At 44.7% G+C, this 17274-nt stretch carries 13 protein-coding genes and 4 tRNA genes; 4 read left to right on the forward strand and 13 right to left on the reverse strand.

The window, feature by feature from the left end; genetic code table 11:
• Positions 1–40: 40 nt before the first annotated feature.
• Complete coding sequence (locus tag ACQEXP_RS01445) at positions 41–2422, reverse strand: efflux RND transporter permease subunit (protein ID WP_426967702.1); 2382 nt, start codon at positions 2420–2422, stop codon at positions 41–43.
• A gap of 175 nt (positions 2423–2597) precedes the next feature.
• A complete protein-coding gene (locus tag ACQEXP_RS01450) occupies positions 2598–3386 on the reverse strand; it encodes a TetR/AcrR family transcriptional regulator (protein ID WP_269376933.1) in 789 nt (262 codons plus the stop codon).
• A gap of 227 nt (positions 3387–3613) precedes the next feature.
• Between ACQEXP_RS01450 and ACQEXP_RS01455 the strand changes: the two genes are divergently transcribed.
• Positions 3614–4696, forward strand: coding sequence for a PQQ-dependent sugar dehydrogenase (locus ACQEXP_RS01455; RefSeq protein ID WP_426967704.1), 1083 nt, complete (start codon positions 3614–3616; stop codon positions 4694–4696).
• 11 nt (positions 4697–4707) lie between these two features.
• Here the strand turns inward: ACQEXP_RS01455 and ACQEXP_RS01460 are convergent, their stop codons facing one another.
• From ACQEXP_RS01460 to uvrY, 8 genes are all read right to left on the reverse strand, one after another.
• Positions 4708–6132 (reverse strand): diguanylate cyclase, encoded by a 1425-nt coding sequence (locus ACQEXP_RS01460; RefSeq protein ID WP_426968028.1) that lies wholly within the window; start codon positions 6130–6132, stop codon positions 4708–4710.
• A 312-nt stretch (positions 6133–6444) separates the two neighbouring features.
• Positions 6445–6520: transfer RNA gene (locus ACQEXP_RS01465), tRNA-Gly, on the reverse strand.
• A 13-nt stretch (positions 6521–6533) separates the two neighbouring features.
• A tRNA-Leu gene (locus ACQEXP_RS01470) sits at positions 6534–6620 on the reverse strand.
• A 69-nt stretch (positions 6621–6689) separates the two neighbouring features.
• Positions 6690–6765 (reverse strand) — tRNA-Gly (locus ACQEXP_RS01475).
• 3 nt (positions 6766–6768) lie between these two features.
• Positions 6769–6842, reverse strand: a tRNA-Cys gene (locus ACQEXP_RS01480).
• 239 nt (positions 6843–7081) lie between these two features.
• Positions 7082–7639 (reverse strand): CDP-diacylglycerol--glycerol-3-phosphate 3-phosphatidyltransferase, encoded by a 558-nt coding sequence (gene pgsA, locus ACQEXP_RS01485; RefSeq protein WP_138970367.1) that lies wholly within the window; start codon positions 7637–7639, stop codon positions 7082–7084.
• Between the two features lie 77 nt (positions 7640–7716).
• A complete protein-coding gene (gene uvrC / locus ACQEXP_RS01490; protein ID WP_269377345.1) occupies positions 7717–9546 on the reverse strand; it encodes an excinuclease ABC subunit UvrC in 1830 nt (609 codons plus the stop codon).
• Between the two features lie 47 nt (positions 9547–9593).
• A complete protein-coding gene (gene uvrY, locus ACQEXP_RS01495; RefSeq protein WP_138970365.1) occupies positions 9594–10238 on the reverse strand; it encodes a UvrY/SirA/GacA family response regulator transcription factor in 645 nt (214 codons plus the stop codon).
• Positions 10239–10567: 329 nt separating this feature from the next.
• Between uvrY and ACQEXP_RS01500 the strand changes: the two genes are divergently transcribed.
• On the forward strand, positions 10568–12928 hold the full coding sequence (locus ACQEXP_RS01500; protein ID WP_426967707.1) for a DNA polymerase II: 2361 nt from the start codon (positions 10568–10570) through the stop codon (positions 12926–12928).
• On the opposite strand, the gene ACQEXP_RS01505 is transcribed toward ACQEXP_RS01500, so the two are convergent.
• The gene (locus ACQEXP_RS01505; protein WP_426967709.1) at positions 12920–14983 is read right to left on the reverse strand and encodes a PTS sugar transporter subunit IIC/EAL domain-containing protein; all 2064 of its coding nucleotides are present in this window, start codon (positions 14981–14983) and stop codon (positions 12920–12922) included. The genes ACQEXP_RS01500 and ACQEXP_RS01505 overlap by 9 nt on opposite strands.
• Positions 14984–15057: 74 nt before the next feature.
• Entirely contained in the window at positions 15058–15825 is a 768-nt protein-coding gene (locus tag ACQEXP_RS01510) for a nucleotidyltransferase domain-containing protein (protein WP_426967711.1), read from the reverse strand.
• A gap of 133 nt (positions 15826–15958) precedes the next feature.
• Between ACQEXP_RS01510 and yeiP the strand changes: the two genes are divergently transcribed.
• Positions 15959–16525, forward strand: coding sequence for an elongation factor P-like protein YeiP (gene yeiP / locus ACQEXP_RS01515; RefSeq protein ID WP_138970361.1), 567 nt, complete (start codon positions 15959–15961; stop codon positions 16523–16525).
• A gap of 2 nt (positions 16526–16527) precedes the next feature.
• Entirely contained in the window at positions 16528–16848 is a 321-nt protein-coding gene (locus ACQEXP_RS01520) for an HI1450 family dsDNA-mimic protein (RefSeq protein ID WP_138970360.1), read from the forward strand.
• Between the two features lie 126 nt (positions 16849–16974).
• On the opposite strand, the gene ihfA is transcribed toward ACQEXP_RS01520, so the two are convergent.
• Positions 16975–17271, reverse strand: a complete 297-nt coding sequence (ihfA, locus tag ACQEXP_RS01525; RefSeq protein ID WP_006879539.1) for an integration host factor subunit alpha — start codon at positions 17269–17271, stop codon at positions 16975–16977.
• Positions 17272–17274 lie beyond the last annotated feature (3 nt).

Consider the following 17274-nt stretch of genomic DNA (forward strand, 5'->3'; position numbering starts at 1 on the left):
CTTAATCATTGCAATAGAGGTTCGTTTCATGTTGATTTCCTTAATAACTTGTCGTTTGTGTCACTGGTGAACGATGTTGATTCTCTGTTTCTAAGTCTTTTTCGAGATAGCTTGCTGTATCGAAACGCATCAATAATGCCGGTAGGAAAATAAAGTCTACGACGAGCGCGATAAAGATAACCATTGCACTGAGCTGCCCCATATCCGCATTAAGTCTAAAGCTCGACATAGCCAGTACAGAGAAGCCCGCGACGAGAACAACGGTGGTGATCCATAGTGCTCGACCAACGGTGTGAAAAGCGTAACGCACGGCCTGTTCGGCGGACTGACCTTGGCGACGGGCTCGCTGATATTTAGCGAGGAAATGCACTGAGTCATCGACGACGATTCCTAACGTCAAAGTCACAACAACGGATAGACCTAAGTTAATCTCACCAGACGTCACTCCCCATAATCCAAAACCGATGATTGCCGGAGCCATATTGGGTACGACGCTAATCAATCCCAACCTTACCGAACGAAGGGCGAAAATCATCAATGCCGAGATTAATATCAACGTGATAGGCAACGTCGATAGCATACTCGCCATGTTTGTTTCACCTATATGCGCAAACATTAGTGAAGGACTCGAAGCGACAACCTGATACTGAGGCGCGTGAGCTGCAAACCAGTCGTAAATGCGATTTTCTAGCTCAACCAGTTCTACGCTGCCTAAGTTATCGACGGTCACGACCATTTTGATCGAAGACTTGTCGACATTGATTTGGTTATTGAGATCTAAGCCATAAGGCAGAGACATTTCATAAAGCAACAAATACTGCGCTGCCAGCTCACGATCCAGTGGCAAGGTGTAGTAGAAATCGTCGTCACCATGCATGTTCTTATTTAGGCGTTTATAAACGTCGGACAAGGTTGCCACATGATCCGTCTCTGGCTGATCTCGTAACCAACGTGAAAAGTCACCTATCGATTGCAGAAAAAGCGGGTCAGCGATGCCTTGCGACTGATTGGTTTTGATTGCGATACTGATGTTCGTCATACCGCTAATTCGTTGTTCCATAAAGTCCGCAGCTTGTCTGAACTCACTTCCTGTGCCGAAATACTTCACCGATTCATCATTCACTTTATTTAGCGGCAGTAACGTCGCCGATACTGCAATGACGAGTGCGGATACTGGTAATAACGCTTTGCGGTTTTTTACGACCCAATCACCCAATTTATCCATAAAGTCCGAAGATTTAGGCTGATCCGCGTGATCTGCTTTTATACGCAGAGGCATCACCTTTAGCAGTGCGGGTAATAAAGTGACCGATAAAAAGCAGGCGATCATCACACCCAGCGCAGCAAGATTGCCGAAATCGCGCAATACGGGGGAGTCAGACATGTTCATCATCAAAAAGCCAATCGCCGTCGTAACAGAAGTAATCAAGATGGGCACAAAGTTAATCGCGATGCTCTGATCAATAGCGTAGGATTTACTGTACCCTTTCTTCATGTTCTGACGCATTGTTGCGATGACGTGAACACAATCAGCAACCGCCAATGTCATCACCAACGTAGGTATGTTCACTGTCGCCGTGCTCAAGAACATTCCAGCCCATCCAGACAGCCCCATGGTCGAAGTCACTGCACCGATGATAACGACTAAAGTCGCGATAACACTCAATGGCGAGCGAAGCATAACCGTTAGAAAAACAAGGATGACCAGTAACATAGTGGGCACTAAGGTCGAGCTGTCCTGCTGTGCTGCTGTCATAAACGCGTGGTTCATTGCGATAATACCGGCCTTGTGAAACTCGATATCTGGATACTGTTGCTGATATTCCGCTATCAATTGATTTGCGTAGTCTACAACCTCAAGAACCTCTCCCGTTTTTTCGATATCCGGTAGCTGTACCGTTATATTAACGACCGTAACATCGCCCTTTTCAGAGATTAAAGAGTGCTTAACGACGGGCTCTGATAGCGCAATAGTTTTAATCTTTTCAATTCTCTGCTCCGTCAGTGGATACTCTTCCAACAGCAGATCTTCAACAATTAGATCGTCGTCTTCTGCTTCCGTATGTTGGTAGTTAGCCAGAGAATCTACGCGGCTAGAATAAGGGACTTGCCAAGCATCTTTGGTCAGCTGTTGAACAAGAGTTAAAGTTCTTTCCTCGAACACATTGCCACTGTGTGGCGCAATAACGATCGCAAGGTTGTCGGACTTAGCAAATGTGGTCTGAATTTCGTCAAACGCTCGCAACTGAGCGTTCTGACCGTCGAAAAAGATATTGTAGTCACCTCTAAAATAGAGGTTCTTGGCGCCTATGGTCGCGGTTACGAGCAAAGCTAGAGTAACCAGTAATACCCACCAGCTCATACGAGTGGGTAAGGTTAACCAATTCGGTGGTTGTTTTGGGGTTGGCTGTTGTGCTGTCATCACACTCTCCGTTTGTGACGTTTCGTCAAAAATTATTATTTAAAAACCAGCATTGGCTGGTATTTAAGTAATAAAACTCTTATCAAGCGCTATCACCTGATTTTGAGTGTCATTTTTTGACGATTCGTCACTAAGGGCAATTTTAAAAGCCCACTTGGGCTTTTAAATAAGTGATCTATCGGCCAACTGAGTTGAGATATTCGATCTCTTGAGCAAACAACTCTTGCTCAACTCGTTGCCAGGTCTTTCGATAATCCCACTCACTAGAGAGGGGTTTCCAGTTAAGACCATCCAGCAGCATATTCGCGTTATGTAACACAGAGAATGGATCTTGAATACGTTTGATACAGTGGCTGTTTGACGCATTTTGAGCTAGGGCATTGGAGCCGAAAGCGATTGACCAGTTGGCAAAAACAATCGCATCAGAACCGATACCGGGAGAAAACTTTAAATCCCCCTGCTCAACGGCAAAATTGACCAGTTGATCAGCATTACTGATTACTTGCTCTTCAAGCTCATTAAGCACTTTAACCCGTTCTGGTGAAGCTTTCTCAAGAACCCATGGACTCTTCGCCATGATTGCACATGTTGAAAGTACAGGCTCCATACGTGCATATATACGATAACCTACATGCATCGCCATCACTTTTTCACGGGTGCTTCCATCAAACTCAGCCGCCCTTGCAAACAAAATACCTTCGCTTCTCAGCGAGTGAATGCAAAGCGCTAAAATCACGTCTTCTTTGCTGCAAAAATGGTTATAGATAGTTCCTTTTGAGTAGGCACTCGCAGCGGTCAACTTATCCATAGTTAAGTTACTCCAGCCCTGTTCCTGAACCAAAGACTTGGCAAGAAGGGTTAACTCAACTTCTCTATCTGCGATAGCCTGCTGCTTTTTGGAACGCCCAAAACTGCACCCAGAACTTTCTTTTTTGTCACTTTTACTACAACCAAAGCCAAACATGATTCATCAATCCGTATCTGTCCATTACTCCTTAATGTCTTAATTGTAACACGAATAACGAAAGCGTGATAAATCACTTTTATGACGCATCGTCATTTTTGACACATCGTCATAATAGTGCATTTATTGATCATTGCAAGCGCTTTTAAATAAAATATTTATGGCAGTGATGATTGATTCTCACTGCTAAGATTAGGTAACAGTCGTTTTAAAAGGAACATATGACGATGAGTGCTTTCAATGCTTGGACAGCCACCCTATTATCTCTCACCGCATCGCTTCCAACCCATGCTTGGCAAGCAGACATCATAGTATCTGGTCTTAATGTGCCATGGGGAATGAGCGCGTTTAATGATGACCAAGTAATGGTGACACAACAAAACGGCGAAATAGGTGTTGTGACTCTCTCTACAGGCAATTACAACGCCATCACAAAGCTCGTCCAGTCACAAGCGCACGGACAAGGCGGATTGCTCGATGTTGCACACTCACCGTTTAACAAGCATCACTTCTATTTTACTTATTCAAAGGTGGTGGGCTCTGCCATCGAAACCACGCTTGCTCGTGCCAACTACAAAGATGGCACACTCTCTGACTGGACAGATTTGGTCGTGACGCAATCCGGCTCTGATACCGGACGACACTTTGGTAGTCGGATTGCTTTCGATACCCACTACGTCTATTTCTCTGTCGGAGATCGCGGTGAACGAGACAATGGACAAAATCTGGCGACCCATGCAGGAAGTATTCTTAGAGTGTTACCCGACGGTACGATTCCACCAGACAATCCATTTACTAATGTCAAAGGCGCTCGAGGTGAGATATGGAGCTATGGTCATCGCAATCCTCAAGGACTTTACTATGATCGTCAGAGTACAACCTTGTGGTCTATTGAACACGGTCCTCGTGGTGGTGATGAGATAAACCAGATCGTTAAGGGGGCGAATTATGGGTGGCCTATAACTTCTCATGGTAAGGAATATTGGGGGCCTGTCGCTGTCGGAGAGGCGACAGAGAAAGAAGGGATAGTTTCGCCAACTAAAGTGTATATACCTTCGATAGCACCCAGCTCATTACTGCTATACCGTGGCAGTATATATCCTCAGTTATCAGGAAAACTATTAGCGGGAGCATTGAAGTTGACCCATATTAATGTGGTCAAGATAGACAACAATCAAGCAATGGAAGAAGAGCGAATCCTTACAGAATTAGGTGAAAGGATACGTGATATCGAAGCGCTTCCTAATGGAGAGATCATATTCAGTACCGACAGTGGCAAAATCTATCGTTTGGTAGACGAGCAGAATTAGCTTAACGACGTTTATCTATCTGCCCAAGAGGTTTGGTTACGACCGCTCTGTTTACTTCGATATAACGCTTTATCGGCGAGATTAAATAACGCTGTCTGCATTGCTTGGTGAGACATGTAGCGTTGTTCAAAGTCTTGCTCACTCGCGAGGGCACCACCTATCGATACGGTCACTCGTCCGTATGGCTGATTGCCTTCATGGACGATATTCAATGCCTCTACCGCCTTCCTCATTCGCTCACTAAACTGAACCAGTTCTGCCTCATCGGATCTAGCAAAAAGGATGACAAACTCTTCACCTCCGTAGCGAAAGGCAAGATCACTCTCACGCGCCACCTTATTGATGACGGCCCCTACTTCGGACAATGCATTATCACCAGCCGTATGCCCATAGATGTCATTGAACGCTTTAAAGTTATCAACATCACAGACCAAGGTCGCAACATACTGCCCATTGCTCAGTTGACGCTTAAAGAATGGTATTGCTGCTCGCGAATACTTGTAACGTGATCCCAAGCCCGTCAGTGGGTCGGTATCTGATTTAGCACGTAAGATGCTGAGTTGATTGTCTAATTTAATCAATAAGCTATGGTAAGCTTGTGCCAATTGGCCGATTTCATCACTTCGATTCAGCTCACGAAAGTGTGCAATATTGGCGTGGGTCGTATCAGAACGCATATGCGCTGCCAAAGATTTAAGAGGCGAAACAATCCAGTGAGACACCCAACCAATTAACACCAAGGAGATCGCAAGTGCGACAATTGCCTCTGCAACAATCTCTTCAACCAAAGAACGTTGCAGATTGGTCAATTCACTAGCATCAAACACCGCCCATATCTCCCCTCCCATTGCGTTGGTCAAAGGAATGACGACATTCAGCGCACACAGCTCTTCATCGAGATAGTAACCTTCACCTAAGGTTGCAGGTTTCGTCCACGGCACAAAGAGATCTTTTTCAATATCTAAACTTTTCGCCATCGACTCATGTTCGCGCATGAGGCGACTTTTAATAAACAGTAACTTCTTTTTACGTATAGGGTTATCGACATTGACTGAATCAATTGACTCATTCATCGCTGCCAATTTGGTCTCAAGCTGCTCAAACTCTTCGAGCTTCACATCAGCACGCCATAGATATTCAAAACGCTTAAAAAAGCGGATATGGACATCTTGCGCTGAAAAATCTGACTTACCTGTTACTTCTAGATATTCAAGATCATCGATGGACGAAAACACTTGCCCTGTCGCGGAGGCGGTGAGATTTGAGTAATTGATTCCGGCTACTGACGTAGAAAGAAAAGGGATATGTGGAGCGAGCGTCAGTTTCGCCAACGATGCAGAATATTCGACATGTCGATTCCACTCACTATGATAACGAGTGTAACTGAACCCAGAGATAAGGATCATCACCAGTAAGACGTGCGAAAGCACCAACATTTGATTGATAGAAAGCTTAGAGCACAGCCTTCTGGGAGCATTTGTCACTATCACACTACCTAAAAGTGATTGCCTTGAGCTGTGAAGAGGATGATCCTTACATCATTAGCTCACAAAAAATTACCAGCTATAGTCTTATCAGTTGAACTTGCATACGTTCTCTACTGATAAAGTTGTAATTTTATGCGATCCGTCGAAAAATTCACATACCTAATGATGATTATTTGCTCATTAATTGACGTCATCAATCAGGCGCAAGTAGCAGTGTATAGAAACCAAAAAGCCCCAGCATTTCTGCTAGGGCCTTAAATTTGGAGCGACACACGAGGTTCGAACTCGTGACCTCAACCTTGGCAAGGTTGCGCTCTACCAACTGAGCTAGTGTCGCGTAATGCGTTAGATGGTGCCCCGGGCCGGACTTGAACCGGCACAGCGCGAACGCCGAGGGATTTTAAATCCCTTGTGTCTACCAATTCCACCACCAGGGCACACAAATCTAAATTTGTGATGGAGACACCATCTATGATATCGATGTAAAAACCGCTACCAAAATAATTTGGAGCGACACACGAGGTTCGAACTCGTGACCTCAACCTTGGCAAGGTTGCGCTCTACCAACTGAGCTAGTGTCGCAAATGGAGGCGCGTCCCGGAGTCGAACCGAGGTCCACGGATTTGCAATCCGCTGCATAGCCACTCTGCCAACGCGCCTCTGTCACACCAAGTGGAAGAGTTAAACGCTCAATTCCTCTTGGGTACGGGATGCATTCTACGGATTCGAACTAATGAGTCAACACTATTTTTGAAATTTTAAATCGTTTGCCTATTTAACCGCCAAAACAAGCTAATTTGGTTAGTTTGCTAGCAACTTTTTTAGCAAATCCACGGAGTTAATTGTGTTAATGCGAAAAGGCAGGGACAAAAAAAGCAGGCCATCGCCTGCTTTCTAATCAGTGGTGCTCTTCGTTGAGCAAATCATCTTTGGCAGCCATCAGATATTGGGCCATCGACCAGTATGTCAGTACAGTGGCAACATACAGTGCAGCAAAGCCAACCCAAACCATCCAATCGTCGTAACGCCAGATCAGTACCCATAAGGCGAACATTTGGCTGACGGTCTTAACCTTACCTACCCAAGATACCGCCACACTCGCTCGTTTACCAATTTCCGCCATCCATTCGCGCAGTGCAGAGATGATAATTTCACGAGCTATCATAGTGACTGCGGGAATCGTTACCCAAATAGTGTGGTAGTGCTCTGTTATCAAAATGAGTGCGGTAGCAACCAATACTTTATCAGCGACTGGGTCAATAAAAGCCCCAAAACGAGAGGTTTGACCTAGTTTTCGCGCCAACATACCGTCGAGCCAATCAGTAAACCCTGCGACCCAGAACACCATTGCTGCAGCAAAAGGAGACCAGCTATAAGGTAGATAAAAAACGACGACAAATACTGGAATCAAGAAAAGTCGCAACAAAGACAAGATGTTAGGGATATTTAAACGCATATTTTTAAAAGGCTCTTTTTGTTTGCGTATGGCTCTATTTGATATTTCAAACAGCGCCTTATGGTGCGGGATTTTTGCTATTGTTTCAATGCTTGATAAATGTTTTCTGCTAAAGAAATACTAATCCCTGGCACTTTGGCGATTTCTTCTACACTCGCTCGTTTCAATTCTTGCAAACCACCCATGTATTTTAACAGAGCTTGACGACGCTTTGGTCCTACGCCTTCAATGCCCTCTAAAGCACTGGTTCTACGGGTTTTTCCTCGTTTTGCCCTATGACCAGCAATCGCATGATTATGGCTCTCATCACGAATGTGCTGCATTAAATGCAGTGCTGGTGCGTCACTAGGTAAATTAAATTCATCACCTTCGACGGTGATCAAAGTTTCGAGACCAGGTTTACGCGTGACACCCTTGGCAATACCAATCAAATGCGGACGTTTTGGCCAATCATCCCAATAGCGAGCGATGATCTCATGAGCCCTGTTCAATTGACCTTTACCACCGTCGATAAAAACAATATCAGGGATTTTTTCTATATCGAGCTGCTTTGAGTAACGGCGTTCGAGTGCCTGCCCCATTGCTGCGTAATCATCACCACCCGTGATCCCTGTGATATTGTAACGACGATACTCTTGCTTGACGGGACCTTCCTGATTAAACACCACACAAGAGGCAATGGTGCTCTCCCCCATGGTGTGTGAGATATCAAAACATTCCATTCGCGTAATGCTTTCCATATCAAGCAACTCTCTCAACGCTTTGAAACGTTGAGATATCGTCATCTTGTGATTGATCTTAGTCGTAATCGCCGTCAACGCATTGGTGTTGGCCAGTTTAAGATAACGCCCTCGAGTGCTGGTCGGATTGACATGGAAGTGAACTCGACGTCCCGCTAAGCTCGTTAAAGCCTCTTCCAAGGGCTGTGATTCATCAATTAAACCCGAGTTGAGTATGATACGCGTCGGAATAGTTCGCGCTTCATTGTGACTCAGGTAATACTGGCTCAGGAAGCTATAAAACACTTCTTGCTGAGTAGTATTGTTGGGTATTTTCGGAAAGTGGCTTCGACTTCCCAGAACTTTACCCTGACGAATCATAAGAATATGAATGCAAGCAATGCCATTTTCTTGAGCGAAACCAAGTACGTCCATATCATCCATCGAATCTTCCGAGACAAACTGTTGCTCTTGGACACGACGAATAGCCTGAATTTGATCACGAAATTTGGCGGCCTGTTCGAAGCGTAGTTCTTGACTCGCCACCTCCATCTTTTCGACAAGAGAGGCAAGCACTTGCTGATCTTTGCCCTGCAAAAACAGTCTTACGTAACCAACCAGCTCAGCGTAATCCTGTTCAGAAATGACACTACTCACGCACGGCGCAGCACAACGACCGATTTGGTACATCAGACAAGGCCGAGTTCGATTGCTGTAGACAGTATCTTCACACTGTCGCACCGGAAATATCTTTTGAATTAGATGCAAGGTTTCACGGACAGCGCCTGAATCTGGGTAAGGTCCAAAGTATTCGCCTTTACGCTTTTTCGCCCCTCGATGCATCGACAAACGCGGGTGTTTGTGTCCACTAATAAAGATATAGGGATAGGATTTATCGTCACGCAACAGTACGTTGTATTTGGGTAGGTACTGTTTGATGTAGTTGTGCTCTAAGATCAAGGCTTCCGTTTCGGTATGCGTCACCGTCACATCAATCTTGGCGATGTTACTGACTAAAGCACGGGTCTTTTCACTATCAACTTTGCTACGGAAGTAGCTAGAGAGGCGTTTTTTGAGATCTTTCGCCTTTCCTACATAGATAACAACAGACTCGGCGTTATACATACGATAAACGCCGGGCTGGTTTGTTACTGTTTTAAGAAAGGCGGCTGAATCGAATTGGCTCATACCAATACCATTAGCTGAAGATTAAAATCACTGATGGTATTGGCACCTTATAGTGTCTCGGTATCAATCATTCCGTGTCGAATTGCTAAGTGAGTCAACTCAACATCACCGCTAATATCAAGCTTGTTAAACAAGCGATAACGGTAACTGTTTACTGTCTTAGGACTAAGATTCAACTGCTCAGATATGTCAGTGACTTTTTGCCCTTTAGTAATCATCATCATGATTTGCAGTTCACGCTCAGACAAATCAGCAAATGGGTTTTCCGATGCCGGAGAAAATTGGCTAAGAGCCATTTGTTGAGCAATCTCTGGTGATATATAGCGTTGTCCACTATTAACCATACGAATTGCGTTGACCATTTCATCAGGGCCAGCGCCTTTAGTCAGGTAGCCTGCGGCTCCTGCTTGCATCACTTTAGTTGGAAACGGATTTTCCGTATGAACAGTTAAAACGATGATTTTCACATCAGGATTAAATCGCAGGATCTTCTTGGTAGCCTCAAGACCACCGATACCAGGCATATTCATATCCATCAAAATGACGTCAGCATGGTTGCTTCGACACCATTTTACTGCTTCTTCACCGCTGTCAGCTTCCCCTGCTACGTTCATCCCACGGACGTCTTCAATAATACGTCGTATCCCTGTGCGAACCAGCTCGTGATCATCTACAAGGAAAACATTTATCAAACTTGTATCTCCACACTTTTTACTTGGCTCTGCACCCACATAGTGTGGATTACAGCATTGCTGCCTAGTCTAACTTAAAATTAAAATTTTGCTTACTCTGAATATGTGCTTAAACGCAAACTTTAGCAAGTAGTAATTTTCAGATCTGATACTTAAATTGTTATTAATCTATTAATCAATCGCTTAGGTCAGTTTATTGGTTATTTTTCTACCAATTTCGCCTTAGATATTGGGTCTATTTCTTACCTTTGTATTTAACTTTTTCTGCATGTGATACTCTAGCCCTACGGTCTTGATCTCGCTTCAATTTAACCACCCTATTACGCACAATGATTCATAACGGTTTCTTACTCACTCGGCAGGCACGTGATGTCAGTGGCCAAACTCAAATCGAGCTGTGGCTATCAACGCCTCAAGGCCCCTCTCAACTCATCATTCGAGGTGAGAAGCCCGTTTTCTTTGTTGCACAGAGTCAGTTAGAACAATGCAAGTCTATCGCTAAACAAGAGAATCTTTACGCAGAGTGGCGTCCACTGGAATTGACCAGTTTTGATCTGGAGCCACTCGCCGCTTGTTACACCACGACTATCAAGCACTCTCAACAGCTTAGCCGAGCATTACAACTGGCAGATGTTACGGTACTCGAAGACGATATTCGTTTGGCTGACCGTTATTTGATGGAACGTTTTATTAAAGGCGGGGTTGAGTTTAGCGGTATTGAGCAACTGGACCCTCAAAGCCGACGATACACATCAGTCAAGTGTCGTCAGGGGGACTACACGCCCGATCTGAAAGTCGTCTCCCTCGATATAGAGTGTTCTGAAAAAGGCATTCTCTATTCCATTGGACTTGATAGTCCGATGGATAGCCGTGTGATCATGATTGGCGATAAGCAGCCCGCCGACACCCCTATTGAGTGGGTGAAAGATGAGAAAGCACTGCTAAACGCTCTCGTTAGCTGGTTCCAAAAGTATGACCCAGATGTGGTCATTGGCTGGAATGTTATTGACTTCGATTTTCGACTATTACACAAACGGGCAGAATGGAATCAAGTCAAATTGATGATAGGCCGTGGTCGTCAAGCGAGTTTTTTTCGAACCTCCAATACCACCCAGCAAGCCTTCGTCTCTGTTCCCGGACGCGTCATTATGGATGGCATCGATACGCTCAAAACTGCGACCTACCATTTCCGTCGCTGGTCACTAGAATCGGTATCGCAAGAGCTGCTTGGGGAGGGAAAGCAGATCCATAATGTTCATGACCGAATGGATGAAATCAATCAAATGTTCCGTCGTGACAAGCCATCATTAGCGAAATACAACTTGCAGGATTGTGTCCTGGTCAACAAGATATTTGCTCACACGCATCTACTCGAGTTTGCCATCGAACGCTCTAGGCTCACTGGCGTCGAACTCGACCGAGTGGGCGGTTCGGTCGCCGCCTTTACTAACCTTTACTTGCCGCAAATTCACCGAGCTGGCTATGTTGCACCTAATCTTCAGCCTGAGAACTGGCTGGCGAGTCCTGGCGGATACGTCATGGATTCGATTCCAAACTTGTATGACTCTGTGTTGGTGCTCGACTTCAAAAGTCTTTACCCATCGATTATTCGTAGCTTCTTGATCGATCCAATAGGACTGATTGAAGGTCTTCAACTCGAAGTCGGACGCAAAGCTACTCAAGCAGTGCCAGGATTTCGTGGTGGCCAGTTTCACCGCACTCGACACTTTCTACCAGAGATGATCGAAAATCTCTGGGCCGCCCGTGATGTCGCAAAAAAGAACAACGAAAAGGCGTTCTCCCAAGCTATAAAGATCATCATGAACTCTTTCTATGGTGTATTGGGTTCTTCAGGCTGCCGCTTCTTTGATACTCGCCTTGCTTCGAGCATCACTATGCGTGGTCATGAGATCATGAAACAAACCAAAAAGCTTATCGAAGATAAAGGTTATCAGGTCATCTACGGTGATACGGATTCAACCTTCGTCTCCTTAAACGGCCAGTTCAGCCAGCAACAAGCGGATGAGATTGGGTTCGAACTGGTCAACTATATCAACCAGTGGTGGACGACACATTTAGCGCAAGAGTATCAGCTCGATTCAATGCTAGAACTGGAGTACGAAACTCATTACAAGAAATTCTTAATGCCAACCATCCGGGGACAGGAGACGGGATCGAAGAAACGCTACGCAGGGCTGATTGGAGAAGGCGACAGTGAACGGATCATTTTTAAAGGCTTAGAGAGCGCTCGAACCGACTGGACGCCACTCGCGCAAGAGTTTCAGCAGACCTTATACTCGATGATTTTTCATGGCGAAAACCCAAGTGACTATGTCCGTGAATTTGTTGAGCAAACCAAAGCCGGAAAGTTCGATGACAAACTGACCTATCAAAAGCGCTTGAGACGAAGGCTGCATGAGTATCAGAAAAACGTTCCGCCTCAGGTAAGAGCCGCCAGAATGGCAGATGAGATTAATGCCCAGCTTGGTAGACCTTTGCAATACCAGAACAAAGGGCAAATTGAGTACGTCATTACACTCGCAGGACCTGAACCCAAGGAGTATCAAAAAAATCCGATCGATTACCAACACTATATCGATAAACAGCTTAAACCTGTTGGCGAAGCGATATTGCCCTTTATTGGTATAGACTTTAGCTCACTCAGTGAACCTCAACTTGGGCTATTTTGAAGCATAATCGATGAATTTGTCTAAAGGCAGTGATTTAGCGTAGTACCAACCCTGCACAGATATATCAGAGTCACGCCAAATATGGTCGAGCTGCTCTTTGGTCTCGACGCCTTCGACAATCACCTTTAGATCCAATTGCTTCGCAATCGACAAAATGCTGCCGAATACTTTTTTGCCTTTTAGAGTACTCAGTGCCAGTACAAATGAGCGATCGATCTTTAGATAGTCGACCTCAAATTTATTGAGATAGCTTAGAGACGAAAAGCCAGTTCCAAAATCATCGATGTGGATCTTCGCGCCCAGGTTATGTAGGCGGTTAAACGCAACAACCAGTGCATGTTCATCCTCAAGTAATGACTCTTCTGTAATTTCAATATGGATATACTGTGCATGGTGCTGAATGATTTTCTCTAATTCATCAATGTAACTCGGGTCAACTAATGTTTGAGGAGTAATGTTTACACTGACAGGAATGAATAGACCCGATTTCTGCATCCGCCGGATATCTTTAATCACCTGCTTAAAAACCCAGAGATCGACATCTTTCATCAAATTGGCCTTTTCCAGCCACGGAATGAAAGAGTTCGGATATTGGAGTTTGCCATCTTTATCGATTGAACGAATGAGCGCTTCACAGCCAACTGTCATCTCGCCATCACGCGTCACTTGTGGCTGATACTCGATACAGAAGTCGCGCGAACTCAGTTGTTCAAGCTGATGTTCAATAAAAATGGTGCCTTTTTCCCTATCGACAGCCTGCATAATGGGGTCATCCATTAACGTACGCGCTTCTTCTTGACGCCGAGCATAAAAGGTATCAAATACAGGCAACGATATTTTCTTCTCGCTTACACTCTGATTTAGTGCCCTAACCGTCGGAAGATATATCACGACACCAATGGCGATATTGACGAGCTGAAGCACAACCGCCGCCCAATCACCTTGTGTCGCCATCCAGGCATTTAACAATATTGGGCTATTAAACGGCACAGAGACTGAGGGCGTCATCACCAATCCACTCGATACGGCAGCCATGCTGACGACAACGTTGGTCACTGGCGCCAAGAGAAACGGCACAAATAACCTAGGGTTGAAAATAATCGGCAGACCGAACAATAAGATCTCATTGATATTGAGCAAGCCGATTGGAATACTCGCTAACGCAATCAGCTTAAAGCCATGTTGTTTGGAACACAGCAACAACGCAATCACCAGCGACAATGTTGCCCCACTCCCACCAATAAACACAAACGCGCCCATAAAAGACAAATTCATCAAATAATGAGCGTCGCCTCCTGCCAGTACAGTGGAATAGTTCAGGTTGCTCGCTTCTTCTAGCAAATCAACTAATGGAAGTAATGCGTAGTACCCATGAATACCTAAAAACCACAATATCGAATTGAGTGTCGCGAAGAGTACACCAAAGGTGGTTGGCTCGTTGGCATAGTCCGTCGTCAACACCGAAGAGTAAGCAACCGCCGATAGACCGAGCACAAGAATGTAGTTAATGACCACCACCAACAAAGCCGTGATGAAAGCAGGAATCACCATATTCAACGATTCTTTGACAATCTGTCCTGCCGACTCAGTTCTTGTCAGTTTGAATATCTCAAAGCGGAGTAAATAAGCTAACAACGGAACCGCGTACAACGGCGTTAGAATCGCTAAGATTATGTGGAAGGTGAGCAGTACTTTGCTATCGGGAATGGTCTGCTCAATGATTAATAGCAATGTAATCATCAAAAGTGCGATTGGCGGTCTTGGCAAACGCCACTGCATTGCTAAAACATAGGAGATGGTGGCCGTCATTAAGAATGGAAAAAACCGAGCGATAGCATCATGCAAATCGTACAGTTGGGATATCCAAACATTGCGCCCTTCTAATATAAACTCACCAATACTGGCAAAGAAAAGCGCAAAAGATGACAGCATTAAACAGGGAATAAGCCAAACCATTCCCTCTCTAATGGCCTGCAAAGAAGGGATAACAAATCGGTGATAAAGAGAGTGATTAGAAACACCATTTAATTGGCGGTTATCCGTTCCTTGGTACATGCTAACCTCAATATGTCCATACATATAAAAGCTAGCACAATTAAACGGATAAGAAGGCTTTTCTCGATATCTCTTTAGCCGATTCTAAACTCGGTCTTTTTATACTGCTTTGCTAGCCAGTCACCAAAACCATCAAGAATGCCAATGACGGAGCGCTTCGCAATCAACCTTCCTGACAACAGAATACCCAATCTTTCAATCTCGACCTGTTTGTCAGGATAATAACGTAAAAACTGCTGACCACATTCAATCGGATCGTCGAACCACTGCTTGTCTTTGTACATCACCAAAGAATAGCTTGCTCGCAATAACTTTTTCGCGATGATTCTCTGTGCTTTGACCTGTTCTTCTGGCTTATCCGCTCGAGCAATACGGTTACGATATACGGCTACCCAATCTTCTACGTCCATATTCCAGTGTTTGGCAATCTCCCAGCTAGGTTCGTAATCACCAAAACACTCAGATAAATCTTCACCATACACACACACCGAACAGTGGCGTAATAAGAATCCCCACGAGAAAATACTGTCAAGACTTGCAACATCTTGTGCCAGTGCGGTTTTAAATGAAATTTCGGTAATATGGGGATGAGTTTTCTGAAAGCGCCATTTGATTGAGTTAAATAGGGTTGTTCTGAGATCGGAGAATCCACGGTGAGTCACCACAACCACATCGATATTCGATTGATTTGGTTTGGCGGTTTTACGCGCCACACTACCATACAAGTAGACGCTGTGAAGGTTATCCCCTAGCCCACTGGTTAAAAAGCTCACCAAATCATCAATGGCGGGTTGATATTTAGGCTGAAAGGCTTGTTTTGGGTCAATAGTGGATAAATGCATTTGATTGATAACAAAATAATCGAACTCAATGCCTTAATGTTCGCTCACCACGATGGATGAATCAAGATATTCCTTCCTTAACAGGGTCAGTATATAATGCTGCCACTACCTAACATACTAAGGAATATTGTTCATGCCAAAGGCAAGTGAGCTTAAAAAAGGTTTTGCTATCGAATCTAATGGTAAAACATTGTTAATTAAAGACATCGAAGTAACCACTCCTGGTGGTCGTGGCGGCGCAAAAATCTACAAACTGCGCTGTACAGACCTAACAACAGGTGCTCGCGTTGACGAACGCTACAAATCAGATGACGTTCTAGAAACTGTCGACATGTTCAAACGTGCTTCTTCTTTCTCATACGTAGATGGCGATGAATACATCTTTATGGATAACGAAGACTACACTCAATACACATTCAAGAAAGAAGAGATTGAGGACGAGTTGCTATTTGTAACTGAAGAGATCCAAGGTCTACATATCATTCTTGTTAATGGCAATGCGGTTGGTCTGGAACTTCCAGCATCAGTAGAGCTCGTTATCGAAGAAACAGACCCGTCTATCAAAGGCGCATCAGCTTCTGCTCGTACTAAACCTGCTCGTTTTTCTACAGGTCTTACTGTTCAAGTACCAGAGTACATTGCTACTGGCGACCGCATCGTGATCAACACGACTGAACGTAAATACATGAGCCGCGCATAGTCATGGCTGAATTAATGTCTTACGACGACGCGATTGATACCGCTTACGACATCTTCTTGGAAATGGCCCCTGATAATCTTGAGCCAGCTGATGTGATCCTATTCACCGCGCAATTTGATGACCGTGGTGCTGCGGAGTTAGTTGAAACAGGTGATGACTGGGCAGAGCATGTTGGCTTTGACGTCGACAAAGAAGTTTATGCTGAAGTGCGTATTGGTCTCGTAAACGAAGAAGACGATGTGCTTGATGATGTTTTTGCACGACTTTTGATTAGTCGTGATCCTGAACACAAGTTTTGCCACGCTCTTTGGAAACGTGACTAGACTTAGCGCACAAACAAAAACACCCTAGCCTTGGCTGGGGTGTTTTGTTATTGAGACCTAGGAGCGTGTAATCATACGCTCAATGCCTAACCTATCAAGCAGGATAATCCGAAACTTATCAGAGGCTTAGTCATCAACCTTAATATTTTCAACGCGGGCTTTTAATTTCTGCCCTGGGCGGAAGGTTACTACGCGACGAGCACTGATAGGAATGTCTTCACCTGTCTTTGGGTTTCGACCTGGACGTTCATTCTTGTCACGAAGATCAAAATTACCAAATCCAGACAGTTTTACCTGCTCGCCACTTTCGAGTGCCTTACGAATTTCTTCGAAAAACGCCTCAACCGTTTCCTTGGCATCCCGTTTACTGTATCCAAGCTTTTCAAACAGGTTCTCAGCCAAATCGGCCTTTGTGAGCGCCATAAA

Source organism: Vibrio sp. TRT 1302, assembly GCF_050113875.1.
Lineage (GTDB): Bacteria > Pseudomonadota > Gammaproteobacteria > Enterobacterales > Vibrionaceae > Vibrio.

Coding starts and splice junctions, on each gene's coding strand:
- ACQEXP_RS01520 (WP_138970360.1), top strand. CDS start 16,528: ATGGCTGAATTAATGTCTTACGACGACGCGATTGATACCGCTTACGAC.
- ACQEXP_RS01445 (WP_426967702.1), bottom strand. CDS start 2,422: ATGACAGCACAACAGCCAACCCCAAAACAACCACCGAATTGGTTAACC.
- ACQEXP_RS01510 (WP_426967711.1), bottom strand. CDS start 15,825: ATGCATTTATCCACTATTGACCCAAAACAAGCCTTTCAGCCTAAATAT.
- ihfA (WP_006879539.1), bottom strand. CDS start 17,271: ATGGCGCTCACAAAGGCCGATTTGGCTGAGAACCTGTTTGAAAAGCTT.
- yeiP (WP_138970361.1), top strand. CDS start 15,959: ATGCCAAAGGCAAGTGAGCTTAAAAAAGGTTTTGCTATCGAATCTAAT.
- ACQEXP_RS01455 (WP_426967704.1), top strand. CDS start 3,614: ATGAGTGCTTTCAATGCTTGGACAGCCACCCTATTATCTCTCACCGCA.
- ACQEXP_RS01505 (WP_426967709.1), bottom strand. CDS start 14,983: ATGTACCAAGGAACGGATAACCGCCAATTAAATGGTGTTTCTAATCAC.
- uvrC (WP_269377345.1), bottom strand. CDS start 9,546: ATGAGCCAATTCGATTCAGCCGCCTTTCTTAAAACAGTAACAAACCAG.
- ACQEXP_RS01500 (WP_426967707.1), top strand. CDS start 10,568: ATGATTCATAACGGTTTCTTACTCACTCGGCAGGCACGTGATGTCAGT.
- ACQEXP_RS01450 (WP_269376933.1), bottom strand. CDS start 3,386: ATGTTTGGCTTTGGTTGTAGTAAAAGTGACAAAAAAGAAAGTTCTGGG.
- pgsA (WP_138970367.1), bottom strand. CDS start 7,639: ATGCGTTTAAATATCCCTAACATCTTGTCTTTGTTGCGACTTTTCTTG.
- ACQEXP_RS01460 (WP_426968028.1), bottom strand. CDS start 6,132: ATGTTGGTGCTTTCGCACGTCTTACTGGTGATGATCCTTATCTCTGGG.